The organism is Candidatus Angelobacter sp., assembly GCA_035607015.1.
Taxonomy (GTDB): Bacteria; Verrucomicrobiota; Verrucomicrobiia; order Limisphaerales; family AV2; genus AV2.
This window is the reverse complement of sequence record DATNDF010000192.1, coordinates 1-21,587: the sequence shown is the minus strand read 5'-3', so window position 1 is coordinate 21,587 and position 21,587 is coordinate 1. Positions and strand designations below refer to the sequence as shown.

Annotated in this window: 17 protein-coding genes and 1 tRNA gene; 5 read left to right on the top strand and 13 right to left on the bottom strand. The window is 58.5% G+C overall.

The window, feature by feature from the left end; translation table 11 throughout:
* The first annotated feature begins 353 nt into the window (after nucleotides 1-353).
* Both VN887_07880 and VN887_07875 read left to right on the top strand, forming a co-directional pair.
* Nucleotides 354-2,549: a PAS domain S-box protein gene (locus tag VN887_07880; protein ID HXT39925.1), complete on the top strand. Its 2,196-nt coding sequence runs from the start codon at nucleotides 354-356 to the stop codon at nucleotides 2,547-2,549.
* Nucleotides 2,546-3,214 carry a response regulator transcription factor gene (locus tag VN887_07875; protein HXT39924.1) on the top strand — a complete coding sequence of 223 codons (669 nt, stop codon included), beginning with the start codon at nucleotides 2,546-2,548 and terminating at the stop codon, nucleotides 3,212-3,214. The genes VN887_07880 and VN887_07875 overlap by 4 nt, the downstream gene beginning before the upstream one ends.
* A 37-nt stretch (nucleotides 3,215-3,251) precedes the next feature.
* Here the strand turns inward: VN887_07875 and VN887_07870 are convergent, their stop codons facing one another.
* From VN887_07870 to VN887_07860, 3 genes are all read right to left on the bottom strand, one after another.
* Complete coding sequence (locus VN887_07870; GenBank protein ID HXT39923.1) at nucleotides 3,252-3,575, bottom strand: hypothetical protein; 324 nt, start codon at nucleotides 3,573-3,575, stop codon at nucleotides 3,252-3,254.
* 193 nt (nucleotides 3,576-3,768) lie between these two features.
* A complete protein-coding gene (locus VN887_07865; protein HXT39922.1) occupies nucleotides 3,769-4,359 on the bottom strand; it encodes a fibronectin type III domain-containing protein in 591 nt (196 codons plus the stop codon).
* Nucleotides 4,360-4,688: 329 nt separating this feature from the next.
* Entirely contained in the window at nucleotides 4,689-5,441 is a 753-nt protein-coding gene (locus VN887_07860; protein HXT39921.1) for a hypothetical protein, read from the bottom strand.
* Nucleotides 5,442-6,202: 761 nt separating this feature from the next.
* Here VN887_07860 and VN887_07855 point away from each other — a divergent pair.
* Entirely contained in the window at nucleotides 6,203-7,063 is an 861-nt protein-coding gene (locus VN887_07855) for an ice-binding family protein (GenBank protein HXT39920.1), read from the top strand.
* 38 nt (nucleotides 7,064-7,101) lie between these two features.
* On the opposite strand, the gene VN887_07850 is transcribed toward VN887_07855, so the two are convergent.
* The 8 genes from VN887_07850 to VN887_07815 form a co-directional block, all read right to left on the bottom strand.
* Nucleotides 7,102-7,314, bottom strand: coding sequence for a hypothetical protein (locus VN887_07850; protein HXT39919.1), 213 nt, complete (start codon nucleotides 7,312-7,314; stop codon nucleotides 7,102-7,104).
* Between the two features lie 345 nt (nucleotides 7,315-7,659).
* Nucleotides 7,660-7,746 (bottom strand) — tRNA-Leu (locus VN887_07845).
* A 46-nt stretch (nucleotides 7,747-7,792) separates the two neighbouring features.
* Nucleotides 7,793-8,461, bottom strand: coding sequence for a hypothetical protein (locus tag VN887_07840; GenBank protein ID HXT39918.1), 669 nt, complete (start codon nucleotides 8,459-8,461; stop codon nucleotides 7,793-7,795).
* Nucleotides 8,462-8,502: 41 nt separating this feature from the next.
* Entirely contained in the window at nucleotides 8,503-9,567 is a 1,065-nt protein-coding gene (gene floA, locus VN887_07835; GenBank protein HXT39917.1) for a flotillin-like protein FloA, read from the bottom strand.
* Nucleotides 9,568-9,606: 39 nt separating this feature from the next.
* Nucleotides 9,607-10,062, bottom strand: a complete 456-nt coding sequence (locus VN887_07830; GenBank protein ID HXT39916.1) for an NfeD family protein — start codon at nucleotides 10,060-10,062, stop codon at nucleotides 9,607-9,609.
* Nucleotides 10,063-10,139: 77 nt separating this feature from the next.
* Entirely contained in the window at nucleotides 10,140-11,924 is a 1,785-nt protein-coding gene (gene dnaG, locus VN887_07825; GenBank protein ID HXT39915.1) for a DNA primase, read from the bottom strand.
* Nucleotides 11,925-11,950: 26 nt separating this feature from the next.
* Nucleotides 11,951-12,604, bottom strand: a complete 654-nt coding sequence (locus VN887_07820) for a CvpA family protein (protein ID HXT39914.1) — start codon at nucleotides 12,602-12,604, stop codon at nucleotides 11,951-11,953.
* Nucleotides 12,605-12,831: 227 nt separating this feature from the next.
* Nucleotides 12,832-14,682 carry a tetratricopeptide repeat protein gene (locus VN887_07815; GenBank protein HXT39913.1) on the bottom strand — a complete coding sequence of 617 codons (1,851 nt, stop codon included), beginning with the start codon at nucleotides 14,680-14,682 and terminating at the stop codon, nucleotides 12,832-12,834.
* 60 nt (nucleotides 14,683-14,742) lie between these two features.
* Here VN887_07815 and VN887_07810 point away from each other — a divergent pair, with 60 nt between their 5' ends.
* The gene (locus VN887_07810; GenBank protein ID HXT39912.1) at nucleotides 14,743-15,798 is read left to right on the top strand and encodes a DUF362 domain-containing protein; all 1,056 of its coding nucleotides are present in this window, start codon (nucleotides 14,743-14,745) and stop codon (nucleotides 15,796-15,798) included.
* Between the two features lie 80 nt (nucleotides 15,799-15,878).
* On the opposite strand, the gene VN887_07805 is transcribed toward VN887_07810, so the two are convergent.
* Nucleotides 15,879-17,834, bottom strand: coding sequence for a CRTAC1 family protein (locus tag VN887_07805; GenBank protein ID HXT39911.1), 1,956 nt, complete (start codon nucleotides 17,832-17,834; stop codon nucleotides 15,879-15,881).
* A 50-nt stretch (nucleotides 17,835-17,884) separates the two neighbouring features.
* On the bottom strand, nucleotides 17,885-18,646 hold the full coding sequence (locus tag VN887_07800) for a tetratricopeptide repeat protein (GenBank protein HXT39910.1): 762 nt from the start codon (nucleotides 18,644-18,646) through the stop codon (nucleotides 17,885-17,887).
* Nucleotides 18,647-18,942: 296 nt separating this feature from the next.
* Between VN887_07800 and VN887_07795 the strand changes: the two genes are divergently transcribed.
* Nucleotides 18,943-21,587: CRTAC1 family protein (locus VN887_07795; GenBank protein HXT39909.1), on the top strand; the 2,645-nt coding region annotated here is incomplete at its 3' end.

The window sequence follows — 21,587 nt, the reverse complement described above, 5'->3', positions numbered from 1 at the left end:
GACGCGTTGATTACGGACACCATACCGTGAAGGCAAATGCATTCAGAGTCGTTCTTCGTGAGCCGGCGAGCGCACTTGAGGAGCAGGTCAACGACTTTTTCGCGCAACGTGGGATATTCGGGCGACAACGCAGATGAACACGGTTGTCGCACCGACAGAACCGAACGCAATGCCAGGCTCGGAAGAGTCATCCACCATCTTTATCGGCGGCGCGTTTTAGATAAGGTAGAGAACGTGACGGAGCGCACCGCGCAACGAGTCACGCCGTCGCATCCTGCGTTCGGCTGTAAAAGAGGTTTGGGTGGGACAATTTGCGCGTCGGTCAACCGGAACCGTCACCCGGACATATCAATATGCGAAAAGCCATTCGTCGGCTGTTTTCCGGTTTGCGGTGGCGACTGTTGCTGCTGGTGCTGCTGGCGTGCGCCCCGTTGGTGGGACTGACGCTGCGCACGGCGTCGGAAGAGCGACGGCGGCTGGTGAAGGATTGGAATCAGCGTTCGCAGGACATGATGGAACTGGCGAAGCGGGAAGAGGGTCAGGTGATCGGCCACACGCGCCAACTGCTGCTCGCCTTGGCGGAGTCGGCTCCGGTGGTTTCGGGCAACCGGCGCGACTGCAAGAAATTGCTCACCGAGTTATTGGGCAGTTATCCGCGCTACGCCAATTTGGGAGTAATCACAACCAATGGGATCGTTCTGACGAGCGCACGCCCGACGGTGGAACTCGCCAACCAAACGAGCCGCCTGTTTTTCCGCCGTACACTCGCAACACGCGCCTTCGCAATCGGCGATTTTCCGGACGGACAGGCAGTCGGCAAGCCCATCGTCAATTTCGCCTATCCAGTTTTCGATCCCATCGGCGAGATCAAGGCGGTGGTCTTTGCCGCGCTGGATTTGGACTGGGTCAGCCGTTTCGAATCTGCGCTGCCGGCGCAATTGCCCCAAGGGGCGACATGGACCGAGATTGATCGCAACGGGAGAATCCTCGTTCGTTATCCCTCGCCGGAAAAATGGATCGGCCAGCCTTTCCCGGAAAAATCGCTTTTGAAAACTGTCCTCGCTCAGAATCACGGCGTGGTGGAGTCGATGTCTTCGGAAGGAATTCCCGCTTACCATGCGTTCGCCGCTATGCACAGCCGGTTCGTTCCCGACAACGTGATCACCATTCTCGGCAGCATCCCGAGGCAGGTTCTCTTTGCCGAAGCGGACCACCGGCTGAGTGAGAACCTGACCGGTTTGGGGATTGCCGCCTGCTTTGCTTTCCTGCTTGCCTGGGCCGGCAGCCACCTGCTGGTCCTGCGCCCGGTTCGCGCCCTGGTGAAATCCAGCGCGCGGCTTGCCGCCGGCGAATTCAGTACACGCACGGGACTTGCCCCCCGGGGAGATGAATTGGGCCAGCTTACCCGCGCCTTCGACCAGATGACCCAGGCCCTGGAACATCGCGAAGCGGAACACCAGTCAGCGGATCGCGCGCTCAAGGCTTCCGAAGTCCGCTATCGCCGGTTGTTTGAAACCGCCCAGGATGGGATCCTGATTCTCAACGCGGAGACCGGGCAGATTGACGATGTCAATCCGTTCCTGACGGATCTGTTAGGATACACCCGCGAGCAGTTGCTGGGAAACAAACTCTGGGAGATCGGCCCCTTCAAAGACACCAAGGCGTCGAAGGCCGCGTTTCGGGAGTTGCAACGTGAATCCTATGTCCGTTACGAGGATCTGCCGCTGGAAACCAGCGCCGGCAAGTCGATCAACGTGGAGTTCGTCAGCAACGTTTACCAGGCCAACGGCGGAAGAGTCATTCAATGCAATATTCGCAACATTACGGAGCGCAAGCAAGCCGAGGCAAAACGCAAAGAATACAGCCGCAAACTCCAGGTGCTTTCCCGCCGGCTGGTGGAGGCACAGGAGGCTGAACGCAGAAACATCGCGCGCGAACTCCACGATGAACTCGGGCAGACCCTCACGGTCGCACAACTGAATTTGCAGGCCTTGTTGGAGTCACCGGGCGCCGACACCGCGGTGCCGCGTTTGCAGGAAAGCCTCGAAGCGGTCGCGCGCGCGCTGGAACAAGTGCATGACATCTCGCTCAATTTGCGCCCGGCCATTCTCGACGATCTGGGATTGGAGCCGGCCTTGCGGTGGTATACCGCACGGCAGGCCGCGCTGGTCGGGCTGCGAACCGGTTTCCACGCCGGCGCGTTGGATCAACGCCTGGATCCGGTGATCGAAACCGAGTGCTTCCGGATAGCGCAGGAAGCCCTAACCAACGTGGTGCGCCACGCCCGGGCGCGCACTGTGACCGTGGATTTGCGCGCCGAGGACGAACAACTTCACTTGCGCGTGAGTGACGACGGCGTGGGTTTTGACGTGGCAGTCGTCCGCGAGAAGGCCGTGCGCGGCGCAAGCCTGGGTTTATTGAGCATGGAGGAACGCGCGGAACTTGCCGGCGGGCGGCTGGAGTTCAACTCCGTTCCAGGGAGCACCGAAGTCCACGCCTGGTTCCCGTTGAAGTGGCGGACCCCGATTTCCGGATCTGAAGCCTCATGAACACACCCGTCAAACCGATTCGCCTCGCGCTGGCCGATGACCATACACTCGTGCGGGCGGGCATTCGCGCGCTGCTTGAAAAGTTGCCGTGGGTGGAAGTGGTGGGCGAAGCCGGCGATGGCCGCGAACTGCTGAATCTGGTCAAGACGCAAGGGCCCGATGTGGTCTTGATGGATATCACCATGCCAAGCCTCAACGGCCTGGAAGCGACGGAGCGCATCGCCAAACAATTTCCTGAAGTTCGGGTCATCATTCTTTCCATGCACAACGACGAGGAATACTACTGGCGGGCGCTGAAGGCAGGCGCCGTCGGCTACCTGCTCAAGAAGGCGGCAACTGCGGAGCTGGAATCCGCCTTGCTGCGGGTGGTTCATGGGGAAATCTATCTGAGTCTGGAAATCTCCAGGCGGCTCCTCAAAAAGTTCCCCGTGGATGCAATCGCCGAACGGAAAAGCCCGCTCGAACAGTTGACGGGGCGTCAGCGCGAGATCCTCCAGCTCATTGCCGAAGGCCAGAACACCAAGCACATCGCCGAGATCCTGAACGTAAGCCCGAAAACCATAGAATACCATCGCGTCAAGCTGATGGACTGTCTGAACGTTCATGATGTGCCGGGACTGGTGCGTTTTGCCTTGCGCACCGGACTGGTTCCGCAGGAAAGCTGACATGCATCCGTGCGCCCGCGCCGCTCGCCCTATTTTACTACCACAATTCGTGTCCGTGCTTCCTGAAGCGCCTCTCGATCTCATACCAGGTCTGGTTGAGTTGTATCGCTCGCTCCAGGTTGCCACCCACTTTGTCAGGATGCACGCGAGTGATCTTTTTCCGGTAAATCCGGCGCGCTTGTTCCAAGACCTGCAGGTGGTCGATTCTTCGGAGCCAAAACGATCCGTTATGACGCGGCCTTCGCACGTAAAGCATCCTGTTCGGCACGCCCAACGTCTTCAACAGCCCCACTATGTATCCGGTCCGGCTGGCAACTTTTACGTTCTTGCACCGGGTGATTTCAAGGGACGTTGAGTTCATGATTCGTGTTCGCCGGAAAATCCGAGTCGTTACAACTGGCCATCCACTCTGGCCGAAGGCCCGGAAATCTGCGGCTCGGACGATTGTATCTCCCGTCGGATGCCAGCGAGATGCCAGCGCCAATGGCCGGCGCGTAGTGCCGCCGCGCAGTGGAGGCACAAACGGCCCCAACATCTTTGGCTGAGATAGAGTGTCATTGCTTGATCTTTCGTTTATTCTCATCGGAGACTCGCGGAGCAGTTTGCGCGATTTGCGACCCTGACCAGGCTTTGCTGTACATCTGTTGTCGCGATATTGGCGCGCCGTCAGAGCCAGGCGAACTGCCTTCAGACATCATCGCTGGATGTTCGCGCGTGCGATAATATCGCCTCGAAAAACTCGCCGCGTTCGGGTCGGTGGTATCCGACGAACCGCTGGCACCAAGCGTTATTGTGCTGACGATCGTCCAGGTTGTGAAATCCTCCGTCGCTTCGATGTCGTACGAATGGCCCGTCAGCCCCGTCACTGTGAGAAAAAACTGCCCCTCGGTGGCGACGATCTGCACTTTTGGAAATGCTCCGGGCACGGTATAGCTGAGTTCATCCGCGAAACCGCTCTCCAAACCGGGCACACTATACGCAGTAACTGAGAAGAAATAGGTGGTGCCTTCGACCAAGCCGGGGATGCGTACGCTGGTTGCATTGCCAACATCAATCTTGTTGGTGTAAATGTGGCTCGCGACGCCATAATACATATTGTAGCCGGCAACGACGGGGTCTGTGTTTTGGTCCCAGGCCAAAGTCACGCTTTGGGATGCTTGGACGGGTTTGTGAAGCAGCGCGAAGAACAAGATTCCTCCCAGAACTCTTGTGAGTCCTGAGGCCCGCGAGGACCAATTCGGAACTCCGTCGATGCGGCCGACTGCTTGTTCATGGATGTTACGCATGAGTATCGTTACACCTCACGAGGCCTGGCCGCGACTAGGGTGTTCCTTGCCGCCACGGGAAAGAACCATGGCACCACGGCGAGCGTAAGAGCTTGGGCAAACGGAACGGTCGAATCGGACGAAGCTTACGACGGAGAACGCATTACCAGCCGGACGATTTCGACAGGAGAGCGGTCGCTCGGACCGGTTTACATCCCCCCGGCAGGTACGACCGCTGCCGGGGTTCGGTCGCGCTCTGCCAATGCTTTAGCATAAGCAGCGACTCCGACGTCGCGCATGACGCCGGCCGGCAGTTCGCGCAGCCAGTTTCCGGCCGCCTCTGCGTCCTGAGGGGTCCAGAGGGCCAGAAGGTTTTGCACCGCCACATCGCGTGATGGGATATCTGAGAATTGCGAAACCCAGGAAGCAGCGGCCTGTGGCGAATTATGCGTCCAGCGTTGCACGATGGAAATCGCCGCGCGGTCCTGTTCAACCCCGGCTTCCAGGGCGCCCGCGGCGAGCGTGGCGGCGACGAACCCGTCATGTTCCGCCGAGGCGACTGCCACCGCTGCAACCAGGCGCTGTCGGAGGTTAGGATCGATCGCTTTCATCGCCCACTCGGCAGCAGTGGTGGAATCAGTCCGGGCCCACTGGCTGACCGCGTGAACAAGCAAATCGTCGCGTTCATGCGCGGGCGGAAGTGTACTCGCCAGTTCAAGCGCCGCGATCGGCTCGGTTCGGGCGGCTTCGTAGGCGAGATCAAGGGTCGCCGCTTGCTTGCTGTCGCCTTCAGGCAAAGCACGCACCCAATCTGCGGCGGCAGGCAGGTCGGAGTTGGCCCAAGCCGTGGCGATTTGTTCGAGCGCGGCGCGGTGGGCGGAGCCTCCAGGTCGTTGCGCGACCCACGTGGCTGCGGCTAGTGCGTTGGTTTCCGCCCAACGACGGACAATGAGCAAACTCATTTCAGCGGCCCCTGGTGTTGCGTCGAGCGCAAGCGAATCAAGCATTGCAGGCAGATCCGCGTCAGAAACGGATTCGACAGCGCGTTCAAGTGCTTCACTTCTCTGATCAGAGTCGGTTTCGGCTTCAACGTCCGCGAGGAGAAAGGCGTGAAAGGGTTCGGCTTGTCGTGTTGCCCGGGGCACGTGGGATGACGCTCGGCCTGCGTGCGCGGCCCTGGCGGCCAGATGCGATTCGGGGGAGACTGGCTTCCCTTCTGACACGAGATGCGGGCTGGTGGTGGTACGGCGCAAAGCCAACACCATTACCCAAGCGACGGTTGCTCATCTCGCCCCATTCACTCGGCCGACGGGGGACCGCCTTAAGTAGGGAATCAACGAAGCGGGTTCATGCGAGATGGAGTCGTTTCACTTGATAGTCGAAGGCCTGTTCAATAGACGAGTCGCGGTTTTCACTTTTGCCCCACGCTAAATGCGGTGCAGGCGCGAGTTTTTGTTGAGGTTCGGAAAAAGCCGTAGAGGGGAAAGACCCCACGGTTAACCCCGTCATAGCGCGCGCATGGTTGTTTGGCTTATTTTTACGGAGAAAAAAACGGAATCCTGCGAATCAGAGAGACAGCTGCTGCCACAGCGAGGTACTCCGGGTGACTACCAGGAAGAAAATATGATGATGATGAAAGCATGTAAACCCCTCGTCGGTGTGAACGGAACGAAGCGGATCTTCGTGGGCCTTGTCTTCGCGGTGGCCGTCATGTTCCCGCGCCATGACGCAGCGGCTGTCCAAGCGCCGGTCCAGCTCGGATCGGCAGGCAACTTCGCGGTCCTGGCGGGCTCCACGGTCACGAGCACCGGGGGGTACGACGGTTGCCGGCGACCTGGGTGTCTGGACGGGTTCTGCAATGACAGGCTTCGCGGGAATTCCGCCGGGTGGTCCAGGAACTGTGAGTGGGACGATGCACGCGGGGGATGCGGTCGCACAAACAGCCCAAGGTGATTTGACCACTGCGTATAACGACGCGGCCGGACGAACACTGGCTCCGGTCGATGTGGCCAACGCAGATCTCGGCGGCCGGACGTTGGCCCCCGGCCTCTATAAATCATCGGGCACGCTGGCAATAACAGGGAATCTCACTCTCGACGCTCAGGGCGATCCAAATGCTGTCTTCATTTTCCAGATAGCGTCTTCACTCGACACGGCAGCCGGCAGTCAGGTTATCCTGAGCGGCAGCGCCAATGCCGCCAACATTTATTGGCAGGTCGGCAGTTCTGCCACGCTAGGGACGACTTCGATCTTCAAAGGAATGATCCTGGCTGATCAGTCAATCTCGCTTGCCACCGGCACAACTCTGGACGGCAGAGCGTTGGCACGGATAGGCGCGGTTACTCTGGACGCCAATGCCGTTGCGATTCCAAACACAGTAATTGGCGCCGTCACATTGGTATCCGCGACAGAACTCATTGGTCCGTATACCAGCGCTTCAGGACAATCAGTGAATACCGAGACCAAGACCATAACGGTTCCTTTGTCAGGTAGCATGCAGTATTATCGTATCATGTCAGGCACGGCGCTTACTATTTCCGCCATCTCCTTATCCGGTGGCAACGTGCTGATAACTTACAATTAAACAATTCTGGCAGCGTGATTGGCGCGCGCACCACAGTCTCAGTAATGTCCTGCTCGAATGGGCGGATGGCGGGTTTTGGTGAAAAGCTGTGTGTGCATCCAAACCCGTCCTTTTTCCTTCTCTACACAACTCTCTTTGGCCGAGGGTGTCGCGGTCGTGAAAATCAATCGCGACTCGAAGCGCAACACGGATTTCGCCCGCAACATCAAGGCGCTGGTGCAGTAGTTGGAACGGCCGTCGAACAGGGCCATATTTTGGGCAAGGCAACGACGTTGCAACGGGCATTCAGGAGGCTTGCGCTTGCCGCGAAACGGATTTTCGAGGGGCAAACAGGAGGAAAAATGTGACTTCGGGAACGCGGAGCATAAGTTGTCCAGGCGAAAGTTCAATTGACTCATTTGCAACTTGTTGCGTTTTGAATCGGTTGAACTCTCAGCATGGACAGGTATTGAAAGCCTGGACAACTTATCAAAACGGGATTGGCGCTTGAATCCCCGCAACCCTTTATCTAAAGGCAATTAACGCCTGATCTCGCCAATTAACGGGAAATCTCGGTTGGACAACTTATCCGCCAAGGCACAAAGCATTGAAACGGTTGGTGCCGACGGAGGGGGTCGAACCCACACGGTATCGCTACCACTGGATTTTGAGTCCAGCGCGTCTGCCAATTCCGCCACGTCGGCACGAGGCGCGCGAATATAGGAACCGTAACTCTCGAAGTAAAACAGATTATTCCGCCGCCAGTGCCTTCGGGGGGCCGAAAATCAGCGACGCAATCACGGCCTGACGCGCGGTCCTCGGGTTGCGGATCAACGCTATGGTTTGGGCCGCTTCGACTGAAAGAGCCCGGGCAGGCACGATCCCGGTTCCAGCCAGATGCCGTTCGGTCATCTCGTCAACCCCCTTCAGATGCTTCGCGACCTCTTCCTGTAAATGGCTCGCGCGATGATAAGCAGCGGCTGATTCCTGGAGGGCCGGCCGATGAACATCAACGGACTTCTCCGCCGTCGTGATTCGAGTTTCGGGGGACGGCGGAGGCGGCGTTCTCACCATTGGCGTGGCGACAATGGTCGGGCGCGCAGAAGAAACCGGCTTCGCTTCCTGAATGACCGTCGTACGGATGAGTGGCGGAGCCGTTGGTGGAGGATTGGCCACCGGCGATTCGCCACCGAGCAAGCGCCGTAATTCCGCCTCCCAATCGCTCGTTGCCGCGGGGCGTGGAGCGGTGGCCGGCGGAGACGAAGTGAACGGTTCCGATCCTCCACCTGGAGAGCCGGTCCTTCCTGTCTTGCGCTGCTTTTTAAGCCATTCCCAAACTGACGAAACGACGACGACGGCGACAACGATCCAGAAACTCTCGATCCTGCCGAACATCGGAATGGTGAACGCGGAATCCATCGAAATCGCCATCGGTTTGTATCGGAAGGCTTCGCTTCAGTTCAACTGCCGGATGGTTTGGTTTGCGCTCCCGCGGCGCCCCCCGCCGTGCCGGTGCCGCCCGCGCCCGCGATGCTGTCACGCATACCAGTGTCCGCCTGGATGTTTTTCATACGGTAAAAGTCCATTATGCCGAGATTGCCGCTGCGGAACGCCTCGGCCATCGCGAGCGGCACTTGTGCCTCGGCTTCGACGACGCGCGCGTGCATTTCTTGAACACGGGCCAGCATTTCCTGTTCGACCGCCACGGCGGCGGCGCGGCGCACTTCGGCCTGCGCCTGCGCGATGAGTTTGTTCGCCTCGGCCTGTTCCGCCTGCAACCTTGCTCCGACGTTTTCTCCGACGTTCACATCGGCGATGTCGATGGAGAGGATTTCAAATGCTGTGTTGCTGTCGAGCGCCTTGCCGAGCACTGTTTTGGAAATGCTGTCCGGGTGTTCGAGCACATCCTTGTAGCTGTCCGCCGAGCCGATGGTGGCCACGATGCCTTCGCCCACGCGCGCGATGATTGTTTCCTCGGTCGCGCCGCCAACAAACCGCTCGAGGTGCGTGCGCACGGTGACGCGCGCCTTGGCTTTCACCACGATCCCGTCCTTCGCCACGCCATCAATCGTGGTTTTGCCCGGTGCCGGGTTCGGGCAGTCGATAACTTTCGGATTGACAGAGGTTTTGACCGCTTCGAGGACGGTTTTGCCGGTGCCTTTGGTGGCGAGGTCAATGGCGCAAGCGCGGTCGAAATCGAGGCGGATGCCGGCTTTTTTCGCGGCGATCAGCGACAGCACGACCATCTCAATATTGCCGCCCGCCAGATAATGTGTGGAAAGGTCATCGATCGAAACCTCCAATCCGGACTTCACCGCGGTGATGCGCGTGTCCACGACGAGGCCGACGGGCACGCTGCGCAGCCGCAGTGCGATCAATTCGGTGTAAGTGACGCGCGCGCCCGAAAACAGGGCGCGAATCCAGATGCTGAAGAAGTTGATCAGGATCACCAGGACGATCAGCACCAGCACACCCAGAACGCCCCATGCAAAGATTTGGATGGGCTGGGGGATTTCCGCCAACATTGCAGTATTTATTTGCATAGGAGACTTGAGTGAATTCGGCTAAACGGTCCTTACCACGACCCGCATTCCTTCGACTTCGACAACCTTCACCGCGGCGCCCTTGTCGACGAACGGCCCTTCGGTCACCACATCGACCCTCTTGCCGTCGATGACGGCGGTTCCGGAAGGTCTCAGCGTCGTGAGCGCGATGCCGGTTTGATTGAGCAATTCCGGCTTCTCAGTGCCGATATCGCCGACCGCGTGTTTCGAAATGAAGAGTCTCGCAAACCGGCTTTCAGGAAAAAACTTGAACCATGCCAGAGTCGCGACGGTCAGACCGACAACAACAGCCAGGAGAATAAAATTGGCGGTGCGCTGATCGAAATTCACGTAGGCCACTATCACGGCGGCGACCACGCAACCAAAACCGATAATGCCCGCAATCATTCCGGGAAGGATCGTTTCCAGAAACAGCAAAGCGGCACCGACGAGGAGCAAGGTGACCACGGTTGCCATGCACGGATACTAGAAGAAGAACGGCTCGCTGCAAGCGGATTTGACCGCGCGCGGGTGCCGCAAGATCGGGGACAACATCAAGCCGGCAAAGAACGGCCCTTCAACTGCAGCAGCTCAAGCTTTCTCCTCGTGAGGGCGATCCGGTCTTCATCAGACAGGCCTGGTTCGTTGAAGCGCCGCAGGATCGTCTTCAGTTCGGATTCAATGAACTGGTCGCGCAGCCGCTTCGCCACATCCGCAAGTTGCTGGGGGCGGTTCGGAATCTCGCGCTGTTCGGACACAGCCTCGGTCACGAGGCTCCGGGCCGACGCGTCCTCCATTTGGGCCAGTAACGCGGTCACAGATGGAGGCCGTCCGTCCGCCTGCACCGCCAGCCGCGCAGAAACAATCTGACGCGCGACGGCGTGCCGCACCCAGTTCAGGTCCAGGTGCGCTGCAGCCTGCTGTGGCAATTCGTCGTCCAGCAGCAGTAATTTCAACAGCCAGAGCTCCTGCGCCGAAGGACGCGCCGCGGGTACGGCTGTCTCACCGGATTCGTCCGTTTCCTTCTTTTGCGGCGCGCGAGATTTTTTAAATTCCGCGCGGACCGCGTCAGCAGAGACGCCGAGCCGTTGTGCAGTTTTTTGCGCGTAGGTGTCCACGAGCACGGCGTTGCCGGTCTTGCGCAAGGCCTCGCTCATGGAGTGCACCACGGCCACGCGGCCTTTGTCCTGCTCCGGGTCATTCACCGAGCAAAGATGGTTCAAGTAAAAATCGAAAAAGCCCTCCGCACCCTCGATCAATCGCTGAAAAGCCGCCCCACCGGACTCCTTGATAAAGCTGTCCGGATCGTGCGGCGCCGGGACAACGGCGACGCGAATTGCGAGGCCGGACGCGAGCAGATCGTCGAGGGCACGAATCGCGGCGTTGCGGCCCGCCGTATCGGAATCGAAGCAGAGGACGACCTCGTCCACGTAGCGTTTGAGGATGCGCGCGTGGTCTGCGGTGAGCGCGGTGCCCTGCGGCGCGACGATGTTGTGAACGCCGGCCATGTAACAGGCGATCAAATCAAGCTGGCCTTCGCACACGACGGCGTAACCGGCGTCGAGCAGCGCGCGCTTGGATTTGTCCAGGCCGAAGAAGACCCTGCCTTTCGTGAAAATCGGCGTTTCCGGCGAATTGACGTACTTTGCCGTCTTTTCATCTCCGGTGAGCACGCGCCCGCTGAATCCGACGACGCGGCCCTGTTCATCGCAAATCGGAAAAATCAATCTGCCGCGAAAGCGATCGTAAAAATGGTCGCCTCCCTCCTTGCGGAGGATCAAGCCGGCCTGCTCCACCAGCGGCAGCTCATAACCCTTGTTCTTCGCCCAGTTCACCGTGTCGTCCCACGCATCAGGGGCGAATCCCAGGCGAAACAGTTTTGCGGCCTCGTCCGGCACGCCACGTTTCTTCAGGTAATCGCGCGCGACCTGACCCGCGGCATCGTTGGCCAGCGCGGCCTGCCAGCGTTGTGTGACCTGCTCATGAATTTGCAGCAGCGATTCCTTGACGAAGCGGCTCTTTTGCTGCGCCGGGTTTTTTTCAAATTCGAGCGGAATCTTTGCGCGTTCTGCCAGACGCCGTACGGCCTCGGCAAAAGTGATGCTTTCGTATTCCTGAACAAACGTGAAAACGTCCCCGCCTTTGTGGCATCCAAAGCAGTGAAAGATCTGTTTGTGCGGATTGACGTTGAAACTGGGCGTCTTTTCCTTGTGAAACGGGCAGAGCGCGACAAAGTTCCCCCCGGCGCGCTTGAGGGGAAGATACGAACCAATGACATCAACGATGTCGCTTGCGGCGCGGATTTGTTCGAGGGTCGCCGGGGGGAAAAAACCTGCCATGGATGCGCACCGGCCCGGCGCCGCCGTTATTTCGGATTCACGATTTCGTTGACCTCGCGCTCGCGGGTGCGACCAATGCTCTCGTGAGCCACGCCGCGGCCGGCGGCTGAGTCAACGTTGATCAGCTGCGCGGACAGATACTGTTTGACAGCACGGCCGGTGAATGAACCCTCGAAGATCCCCCGCTGGATCACGCCGAACGGAGGGAAGTAGATGCTCCCGGCCCATTCGCGCTGCGCCTTGAGCTGCGCGTCGATCTCCGCCTTGCTGACCTGCTGGGCATTCAACAGCGCCATGACAAACAGCACGATGCACGCGAAGCGGACGAGCCCCGCGACCATTCCGAGGTAATACTCGAAATTGCCGAAGACGTCGCCAGCCACCAGTTTCTCCCCGGCCATGCGCCGGATCACGACGAAAACGATCTTGATCACGAGCGCAGCGAACAGATACGCCGTGATATAGGTCAAAACCGGACTCATCCCCGAAAGGTCTGACAGCATTTTACCCAGGGGTCCACATGCCATCGCACCGGCGAAAACGATGAGCAGCCACTGGAGGACGGAAAGCAACTCCATCGACATCCCGCGCTTGCGCCCGACGAAGATTCCCACCACCAGCATGACGAGCACAAACAGGTCAAACCAGTTGAAGCTGAGATTAAGTTCGGTTGGTTTCATAGGTCAGCCGGACACCCGGTCAATATACGCAGCAGGCTAGTCGTCACTGTATCAGATTGCCAGTCCCAAAATAGCGCCCGAAAATCCGACTCGCTCGTACCCGCCCCCGATGAAACAGCGGTTTTCGTGCCTCAATGATTCCGCGAACTTGAAGACTTGCCACTCGTCGCGCGGTCTATTCCTGTGTGTCAATACTTGGGACAAGCCAACCGCAATGTTGACACCGGTTATGGGTTTGCCTCCAGCCAGTAGCGGATGGCGGTCGCCTGCGGGTGTTGTGGTTCCAACTCCAGCAGCCGCAGATAATGTTCGCGCGCTTTGTCCGGTTCACCGAGCTGCTGTGCGTAAAGGTTGGCCAGCGCAAACTGCGCGCGCGCTTCGGATGAATCGGCGGCCAGCAATTTTTCCAGCTCGTTGGCTGCGTCTCGGGGGTAGCCGGACTTCTGCAACGCGACCGCGAAATTGAAACGCGCCTTTACCGAGATGGGATTAATCGCCAGCGCGTACTCGTATGCCACCAGGCACTGCGACATGTCGCCCGCTTCATAAGCAGCGACCCCCAGATTGTAATGGGCGTCGAAAAACGACGGATCGGCGTTCGCGGCCTGGCGATACGCCTCGACAGCTTCGCTCAACCGGTTCCGCCCCTGCGCCTGCACACCCTGGGCCAGCAGGCGTTCGGCGTCGCCACGGTTACCGGGCTTTGGCGGTGCCGGCGAACGATACTTGTAGCGCGCAACGGCGGAGTGCGGCAATGGCGCGGGGCTGGTCGCCCGGGCAATGGTCAGCGTTTTGTTGGTCCCACCGGCCGCCAGCGGGTCGGCAATGTCGGTGGAGGTCGAAGCCGGGGCATTGGGTGTGTCTTTCGAGCGAAACCAGTTTTTTGGATTCAGCCGGGCGGCAAACCCGTTTTTCGGTTTCACCGGAGCGGACGCCGTGCCCGTTGACGGATTTGTCACTGCGGTCCCCGAAGAAACAGTCTGGAGGTTGCGCGGTTCGACGACCGGCGCTGTGTCACGCGCCGGTTTGATCGGTTCGTCTTCTGACAAGCGCACAATTTCGACGTTTGTCGGCGGAGCCGCTTCGCGTCTTGCGGGCGGCGCCGAAGTTGCCGCAGCCACCCGCGGAGGCGTCGTGGGGTTTGGAACGTTCGTCCGTTGCGACAAAACGACGGGGGCGACGCGCGTCGCGGAGCTCTCCGGCGGCTTGTGCGTCGCACCGTTCGTCGCCGGTTTGTTGGTGACAACCTGTGGAGCGCTGGATTGGGTGAGCGCAGCGGTCGGAGGCGGAGCGTTTGTTAGAGGCGGGCGGGCGGGCGGGTGAAGCTCGATCTCCAGTTGATTCACGATTTGCCGGACGCCCGGCGCGGCGGGCGATCGCGGCCGGAGCGCCAGATATTCGCGGTACTTCTGCAGCGCAAGCGACCGGCCATTCAAATACTCCTGTGAAACGATCGCGCTGTTCAGCAACGCGGGGGCGTAATCAGGCTGGGCGCGCACGGCGGTATTGAACTGCTGGAAGGCCTCCTGGTACCGCCTCCGCTGGGTCTGGGCCAGACCCAGGCCGTTCCAGGCTTCCGCGCAGCGCGGATCGAGCTTGACGGCTTGGCGAAAGCTTTTTTCCGCGGCGTCGAGCTGGTGCGCGCGCAACTGCGCCGTCCCGAGTTTCGCCCACCCTTCGGGCGCGTTCGGGTGGAATCCGGTGAAGCTGATCAGTTCGGCCAGCGCAGCGGCCGTGTTGTTCCGTTCGAGGTGCAGACAGCCGAGATTGTAGTGCACCGCAGCGAGATTACGGTCGAGTGCCAGCGCCTGTTGGTAGGCTTTGACCGCATCATCCAGCCGCCCGGCGTTGTGGTATGCGAGACCGAGGTGATTCCACGCCCGCGCGTCCCTGGGCAACAACAACGCCGCCCGCTCCAGCATTGGAATCGCCTGAACAAAAATCCCTTCGCGCAAAAGGCGTTCGCCGTGCAGAAGCGCGCGCGGACCCGATTCGGCGCAGCCGTTGAACAGTGCGAGGCCAAGCACCGTCAGAGTCAACGCAGGAAACGGAGCGACCAGTTTTTTAATGGTCAGCATCTGGCACGGTGGTAACATTCGGGGACCGACGAGTCAAGAAACGCACGGGATGGCGCTGTGATGACGCGGCTTATTTCAACTCTACTGGGCCTGGGTTTGTTGATCGGACCGTCGGCGACCGCAGCCGAAACCGGCGCCCCGAATCGTGAACCCGGCAAACGTGCGCGCGTGGTCATCGTTCAGGACCCGGACGCGACCGCGACGTTCAATCCTCAGCCGGAAAAAATTCCCGCCATGGTCCAGCGTGGGCTGACGAATCTGACCGGTAAAGCCACGCTCAAGGACGCGTGGTTGAGTCTGGTGTCCACACAGGACGTGGTCGGCCTCAAAGTCTTCTCTGCGCCCGGTCCGACCAGCGGCACCCGTCCGGCGGTCGTCGAAGCCGTCGTCAAATCTCTGCTCGCGGCCGGGATGCCTCCCAAACATCTCATCGTTTGGGACAAGCACCTTGCTGATCTCCGACAGGCGGGATTTTTTGACCTCGCCGTGCGCTACGGCGTTCGCGTCGCAGGCGCCGCTGAAGCCGGTTACGACGAAAAGGCCTTTTATGAAACGGCGCTTCTCGGGCAGCTGGTCTGGGGTGACCTGGAATTCGGCAAAAAGGGCGAAGGCATTGGGCGCAAATCCTACGCCTCGAAGCTGATCACGCAGCAGATCACAAAAATCATCAGCATCACGCCGTTGCTGAACCACAATTTCGCCGGTGTTTCCGGCAACCTTTTGGGCCTGGCCATGGGCAGCGTCGATAATACCTTCCGCTTTGAAAATGACGCCGACCGCCTCGCCACCGCGGTTCCAGAGATTCTCGTGCGACCGTTGCGGGATGACCGGGACGCGTTGAGCGACCGGCTCGTCCTGAACATCGTTGACGCGTTGATCTGTCAGTATCAGGGCGAGGAACAGACGTTGCTCCATTATTCCGCCGCCTTGAACCAGCTCCGGTTCAGCACGGACCCGGTCGCGCTCGATGTCCTGTCGCTTCAGGAAATAGACCGGCAGCGCAGCGTCGCGAAGGCGCCGGCGGTGAAAAGCAATCTCGAACTCTACCAAAACGCCGCGCTGCTCGAAATCGGCGTGAGCGACACCAACCGCATAGACGTGACACGGCTGCCGTGAACAGCGATATGGGTTCGGTCCTCGGCGGAGGGGCATTGCTACGGTTGGGTGTCTGACCCGTCTCCCCTTCGATGTGGGAACTACCTGTCCTCGGTGATCGTAAGCAAGGTGTTCGTACGAATTTCATCGCCGAGCGTCTGTTTCTTGCCAGACGGCCAATTTATTTCGATACGATCGATCTTTGCCACGTCACCGAGCCCGAAGTAGAGTGGCATTGAGCTCTGCGAAAGGTAACCTGACTTCCCATCGTTGTAGCGGGTGTAGGTCTTGGAACCGCAATGAACTTTGACCAGCGCGCCGAGGCCGTCGCGGTTGGAAACTGTTCCGACCAGTTTGATTTTCAGGTAATGGATTCGTTTCTTCTCCGACAAATTGCTGATGAGGACGCGCGGATGGTCATTGAAATCGTTGGTCACCAGGTCCAGATCCCCGTCGTCGTCCACATCGAAGGCAACGGATGAGCGGCTGCTGGTCGAGCCGGTTATTCCCACGATCCCTTTCCTGTGCCGGGAAAGCGGATTGTCTCTGTCTTTACCGTCGCAATCGAGGGTGAAGTACTCCTTTTCAATGCGGTTGTTCTTCGGCGGCTCGACGCCCAGAACAAATTCGCTGTCCACGAAGCGTTGCCCGGCATCATTCAGCAACAGCGAATTGTTGGCGTAACGAAACGGGTAACCCATGCCGGCGGTCACAAAAACGTCTTCATAGCCGTCCGCGTTCAAGTCGGCGACCGTAATGCCCCAGGGCCAGTACGTTTCAGCGCCGATCTGGTCCGACACCTCCACGAACTTTCCGTTGCCCCGATTCTGGTAGAACGCGTTTCCGAAGATGCTGTTGGAAGCGCTGCGCAGAGCCTCGGCTGACCAATCGATCGAGCACCATTGATCGCTTTTCTGTTTCGCGAACCTTGAACTGAGGTCCCGTTTGCCGGCACTGGATTGGGCGTCGGTCATGTCCGAGTGCATGTCTGTGACGAACAGATCCATCAAGCCATCCAGATTGTAATCGAAGAATTTCACCCCCATCGCACCCCACGGCGTCTTGGGAAAATATGCCGCAGTCTTTTCGACGAAGCGTTTGCCATGATCGTTTTCATAATACTTGTCGTCCCCCGACATGCTCAACACGTAGAGATCGGGGAAGCCGTCCTCATTCAAATCACAAAATGTCGCATCACCGCTCCAGCCGCGGTGCTGCAAGCCCACCTCTTTCGACACGTCCTTGAATTTCCCGCCGCCCAGGTTCTGATAGAGCACGCTTTGTTCGCTGCGTTCCGGTTTCTGCCAGCCGGAAAAGGCGTCTGCATACCCCGCGTAAAAACCACCAGGGCCCTTTTCGTTCGTGGTGTAAACACCCACGTTGCACACAAAGAGGTCCAGCAGCCCGTCGTTGTTGAAGTCGAAAAACACGGCGCCCGATGAATGGGCCACTGCGCCAACGCCCGCTTCTTGAGTGATGTTCTTGAATCGTCCATGCCCAAGATTCTTGAACAGGACGTTGCCCATTTTCACCGTGGTGACAAAAAGGTCTGGCATACCATCGTTATCAATATCGGCAAATGAGGCTGTCACGCAGATTCTGTCGCCCAATCCGACCCCGGCGACAGATGTGATGTTTTCAAATTTGCCATGGCCGAGGTTCCGCCAGAGTTGATTTCCGCCGACCTGATTAACGAAATAGATGTCGAGCAGGCCGTCACCGTCCACGTCGGCGACCGCCAAGCCGGTGCCGTGATCGTAATGGACCGCCTTGTAGTTTTTTCCGGCGTCGTCCACGATCCGGCTTTCGAAGCGAATGCCGCTTTCCTCGTACCGGTCGGCAAACTGGAAATCGTGGAAGGCCTTCCACGATTTGGCGGCATCGGTCTGCTTGTGTTTGCTTTCCTCCATCAAACGAAGCGTATTGAGGTTGAGCTTGAGCGGATCAGCGATTTGTTTTGGGAACCCGGCGTCCACCGCACGAAGAACGCACGTTGAGTGTAGCAACAAAAACAGTGCCGCACCTGCGGGCAAGGTTGCTGGCCGGTTCTTCTTCATGCGTCGCGTTTGCCGTTGGTTATGTTGAAGCAGCCGTTGTCGAGCAAGCTTCATTTTTGCTGAAACTGGCGCGCTTTGGTCAACCCCAGCTGGGCTGGCGCAAAGTCCGGATTGAGTTTGAGGATGCCACCAAACTCTGCAATGGCCTCCTCGATTCTGCCTTGAGCAAGGTAGGCGCTGGCCAAGTTATTGCGAGCCTCAAGGAAGCCGGGTTTCAGGAGCACCGCCTCTCGAAAGCACGAGATCGATTCGACCACTTTGCCCTGCAACCCCAGCGCGGTACCCAAATTGTTCCGAGCAGAAGCGTCGTCCGGGGCGAGTTTTATTGCGGATTGAAAATGTTCGATTGCTTCACCCAATTTCCCCTCGGCAACCAGCAGGTTGCCAAAGCTATTGTGAACTTCGGCATAATCGGGATAGATTCGCAGCGCTTCAAGATACTGTTTTTGCGCAGCCTTCCGATCGCCCTTTCGAGCCAGCGCCAGCGCCAGATTATAATGAGCGTCTTCATCCTCGGGATTCAATTTAACCGCCTCCTGGAAGCGCGCAAGGGCATCGTTGACCTTCCCGCGCGATAGCAGCTCGACCCCCTCGTTTAGAAGGTTGGCGGACTTTTCAACATCTACGGGCTGCGTCTCGCCGGTCGCGCTCGCTTTCGTCGGCTCGCTGGGAGCGATACCTTCCGTACTTACCCGTGAAGGAGCACTTTGAACGTTGGATTTGCCAGATGGATGATTTGATGGACGGTGGTGGAACCAGCCGGCTAACCCGGATAAAAGACCCAGGCAGACCAGAACGAGGGCGGTGACCATCCAATAGGATGATGTTTTCCGTGTCCTTCGTGTCTTCGCATTCTTTCCGCTCCGATAATGTTTCGTGCGACGTGCCATGAACTCGTTGGTAGTGTATTACGTCCATGGACGGTTTCAACCGTTTAACCTGCCCGCCGGTCGATTTGACGCGATTGAAAAAGGCGGCGCAAATAGGCTTGCCCGCACCCGAGAGAAGATTAGCTTGACCGTCGAACGACTGACCGCTCTGAGCAAATAGAAAAGTTATTCCTATCAGAACGTTGTGGCGGTCAAACGCACCGCGTATTCCCACAAAAATGAACTCCGCGGCGACTCACATTGGCGTGGTACTGCTGGCTGTTTTGATGGAGGCCGGAGTTTTCTCAACCGATGCCGAGCCGTTGAACTGGCAGAAGGCTGAAGGCTTTCGCACGGCGATACTTTCAGTTCCTGCGTCAGGCAGGACAGGTTTCAGCCTGCTCACGCCCGAGGCAACCGGGATACACTTTACGAATACGCTGCCGGAATCACGGGCCATCACGAATGTCAACCTGATGAACGGATCAGGAGTTGCACTCGGGGACTTCGACGGGGACGGACTTTGCGACATTTACCTTTGTAATCTGGACGGGACGAATGCGCTCTACAAGAATCTCGGAAACTGGAGCTTCAAAGACGTGACTGCCGAAGCGGGCGTAGCCTGTCCTGGACAGACTTCGACCGGGGCGGTATTTGCCGACATAGACGGTGATGGCGATTTAGATTTGCTGGTCACATCCATGGGTGGGCCGAATGCTTGTTTCTTGAATGATGGTCATGGCCATTTCACCAACGTGACCGCTGCGGCAGGACTCGTGTCGAAGCTGGGCAGCACTTCGATGGCGTTGGCTGATGTTGACGGCAACGGGACGCTTGACCTGTATGTCGCCAACTACGGCGTCGTTTCGATTCTTCGAAGCGGTGGAGCCTTCGCCGTCTCTTATGTTGACGGCCGGCCCGTGGCCCGGGGGCGTTACGCTCAACGCATCAAAATTATAGATGGGACGATATATGAATTGGGTGAGCCGGACGTTTTATACTTGAACGACGGCAAAGGTAAGTTTACGGCGGTTTCATGGACTGATGGAACTTTTCTCGACGAGGAGGGCAAGCCCCTTACCCGGGCTCCGTGGGACCAGGGATTGTCTGCAATGTTTCACGATCTCAACGGCGATGGAGCACCCGACCTCTACGTTTGCAATGACGTGTCCACGCCGGATCGCTGTTGGATCAACGATGGTCACGGTCACTTTCATGCGCTCAATCATCTTGCCTGGCGTTCTACCAGCTATTTTTCGATGGGAGTTGATTTCGCCGATGTTAATCGCGATGGCTACGACGATTTTCTCGTAATGGACATGCTGAGCCGCCAGCATCAGCTGAAGCTTACCCAAAAAAGCACGATGCACCCGCAACCTAACCTGCCGGGGGTCTTCGACACTCAATTGCAGATGAGGCGCAACACGTTGTTTCTGAATCGCGGTGATGACACCTACGCCGAAGTTGCGAATTACGGCGGTGTAGCCGGCTCAGAATGGTCCTGGAGCGGGATTTTTCTGGACGTGGACCTGGACGGCTGGGAGGACATTTTGGTCAGCAACGGCTTCGCCAATAATATGGACGACGCCGACACGCAGGAACGAATTCGAATGATGGGGAAGGTCTCTCTCGAAGCAACGAGGAGGGCTCTTCTGCTATATCCGCGCTTGAACACACCCAACATCGCTTTTCACAATCACCACGATTTGACATTTCGTGAAACGGGCAAAGAATGGGGCTTCGATTCAACCGAAGTTTCCAACGGAATGGCACTGGCGGATTTAGACAACGATGGCGACTTGGATGTTGTGATCAATTGTCTGAATGGACCGGTGTTGATTTATCGTAATGAAAGCGCGGCGCCGCGGATCGCCGTGCGTCTGAGAGGTAAGGCCCCCAACACGCAGGGCATTGGCGCGAAGATTAGGGTTTACGGTGGGCCGGTCACTCAAAGCCAGGAAGTGATTTGCGGAGGCCGGTACGTGTCAGGGGACGATCCAATGCGGGTCTTTGCCGCAGGGAGTTCTACCAACCTGACTGTTGAGGTGACCTGGCGTGGTGGCGCGCGAAGTGTGGTGCGCAACTGCCGACCGAATCGTCTCGTCGAAATTGACGAGTCGGAAGCAACGAAACCGCCGCAAAAAGAAACCATCAAAGAACAAGAAAAGCAGTTACTCTTTCAGGACGTCAGTGAACTGCTGCACCATGTGCATCACGAAGAGTTGTTCGATGACTTCTCACGACAACCACTGCTGCCCAATCGCCTCAGTCAGCTCGGGCCGGGTGTCGCCTGGTTCGACTTCGATGGCGACGGACGCGATGATCTGATCATCGCCAGCGGCAAAGGCGGGACGCTCGCCATGTATCGCAACGACTCCGAGACCGGCTTTAGGCTGCTTGAATCCCCTGCTCTCAATGGTGCGGCAGCCCGCGATCAAACCGCCGTCCTGGGCTGGCGGTCGATAGCCGGTATGGCTTCCTTGTTTGTCGGTTCGGCCAATTACGAAGACGGTACGACCAACGGCGAATCAGTGCTGCGCTATGATTATCAGGGTGGGAGTTTGAAGAGCGCGGCTGGCTTGCCTACGGACGCGTCTAGCATCGGACCAGCGGCGCTGGCGGACTTGCGTGGCGACGGACATCTGGGCCTGTTTGTAGGCGGGCGGGTCATTCCCGGTCGTTATCCTGAAGCGGCGGCGTCTCGTATTTACCGTAACGATGGACAGCAATGGGTGCTGGATGCTGAGAACAGTAAGCGGCTGGAGGGGGTGGGTTTGGTGAGCGGGGCGGTGTGGAGCGATCTGGACGGGGACGGGCTGCCCGAACTGATCCTGGCGTGCGAATGGGGGCCGGTGAAGGTGTTTCACAACGAGGGGGGGCAATT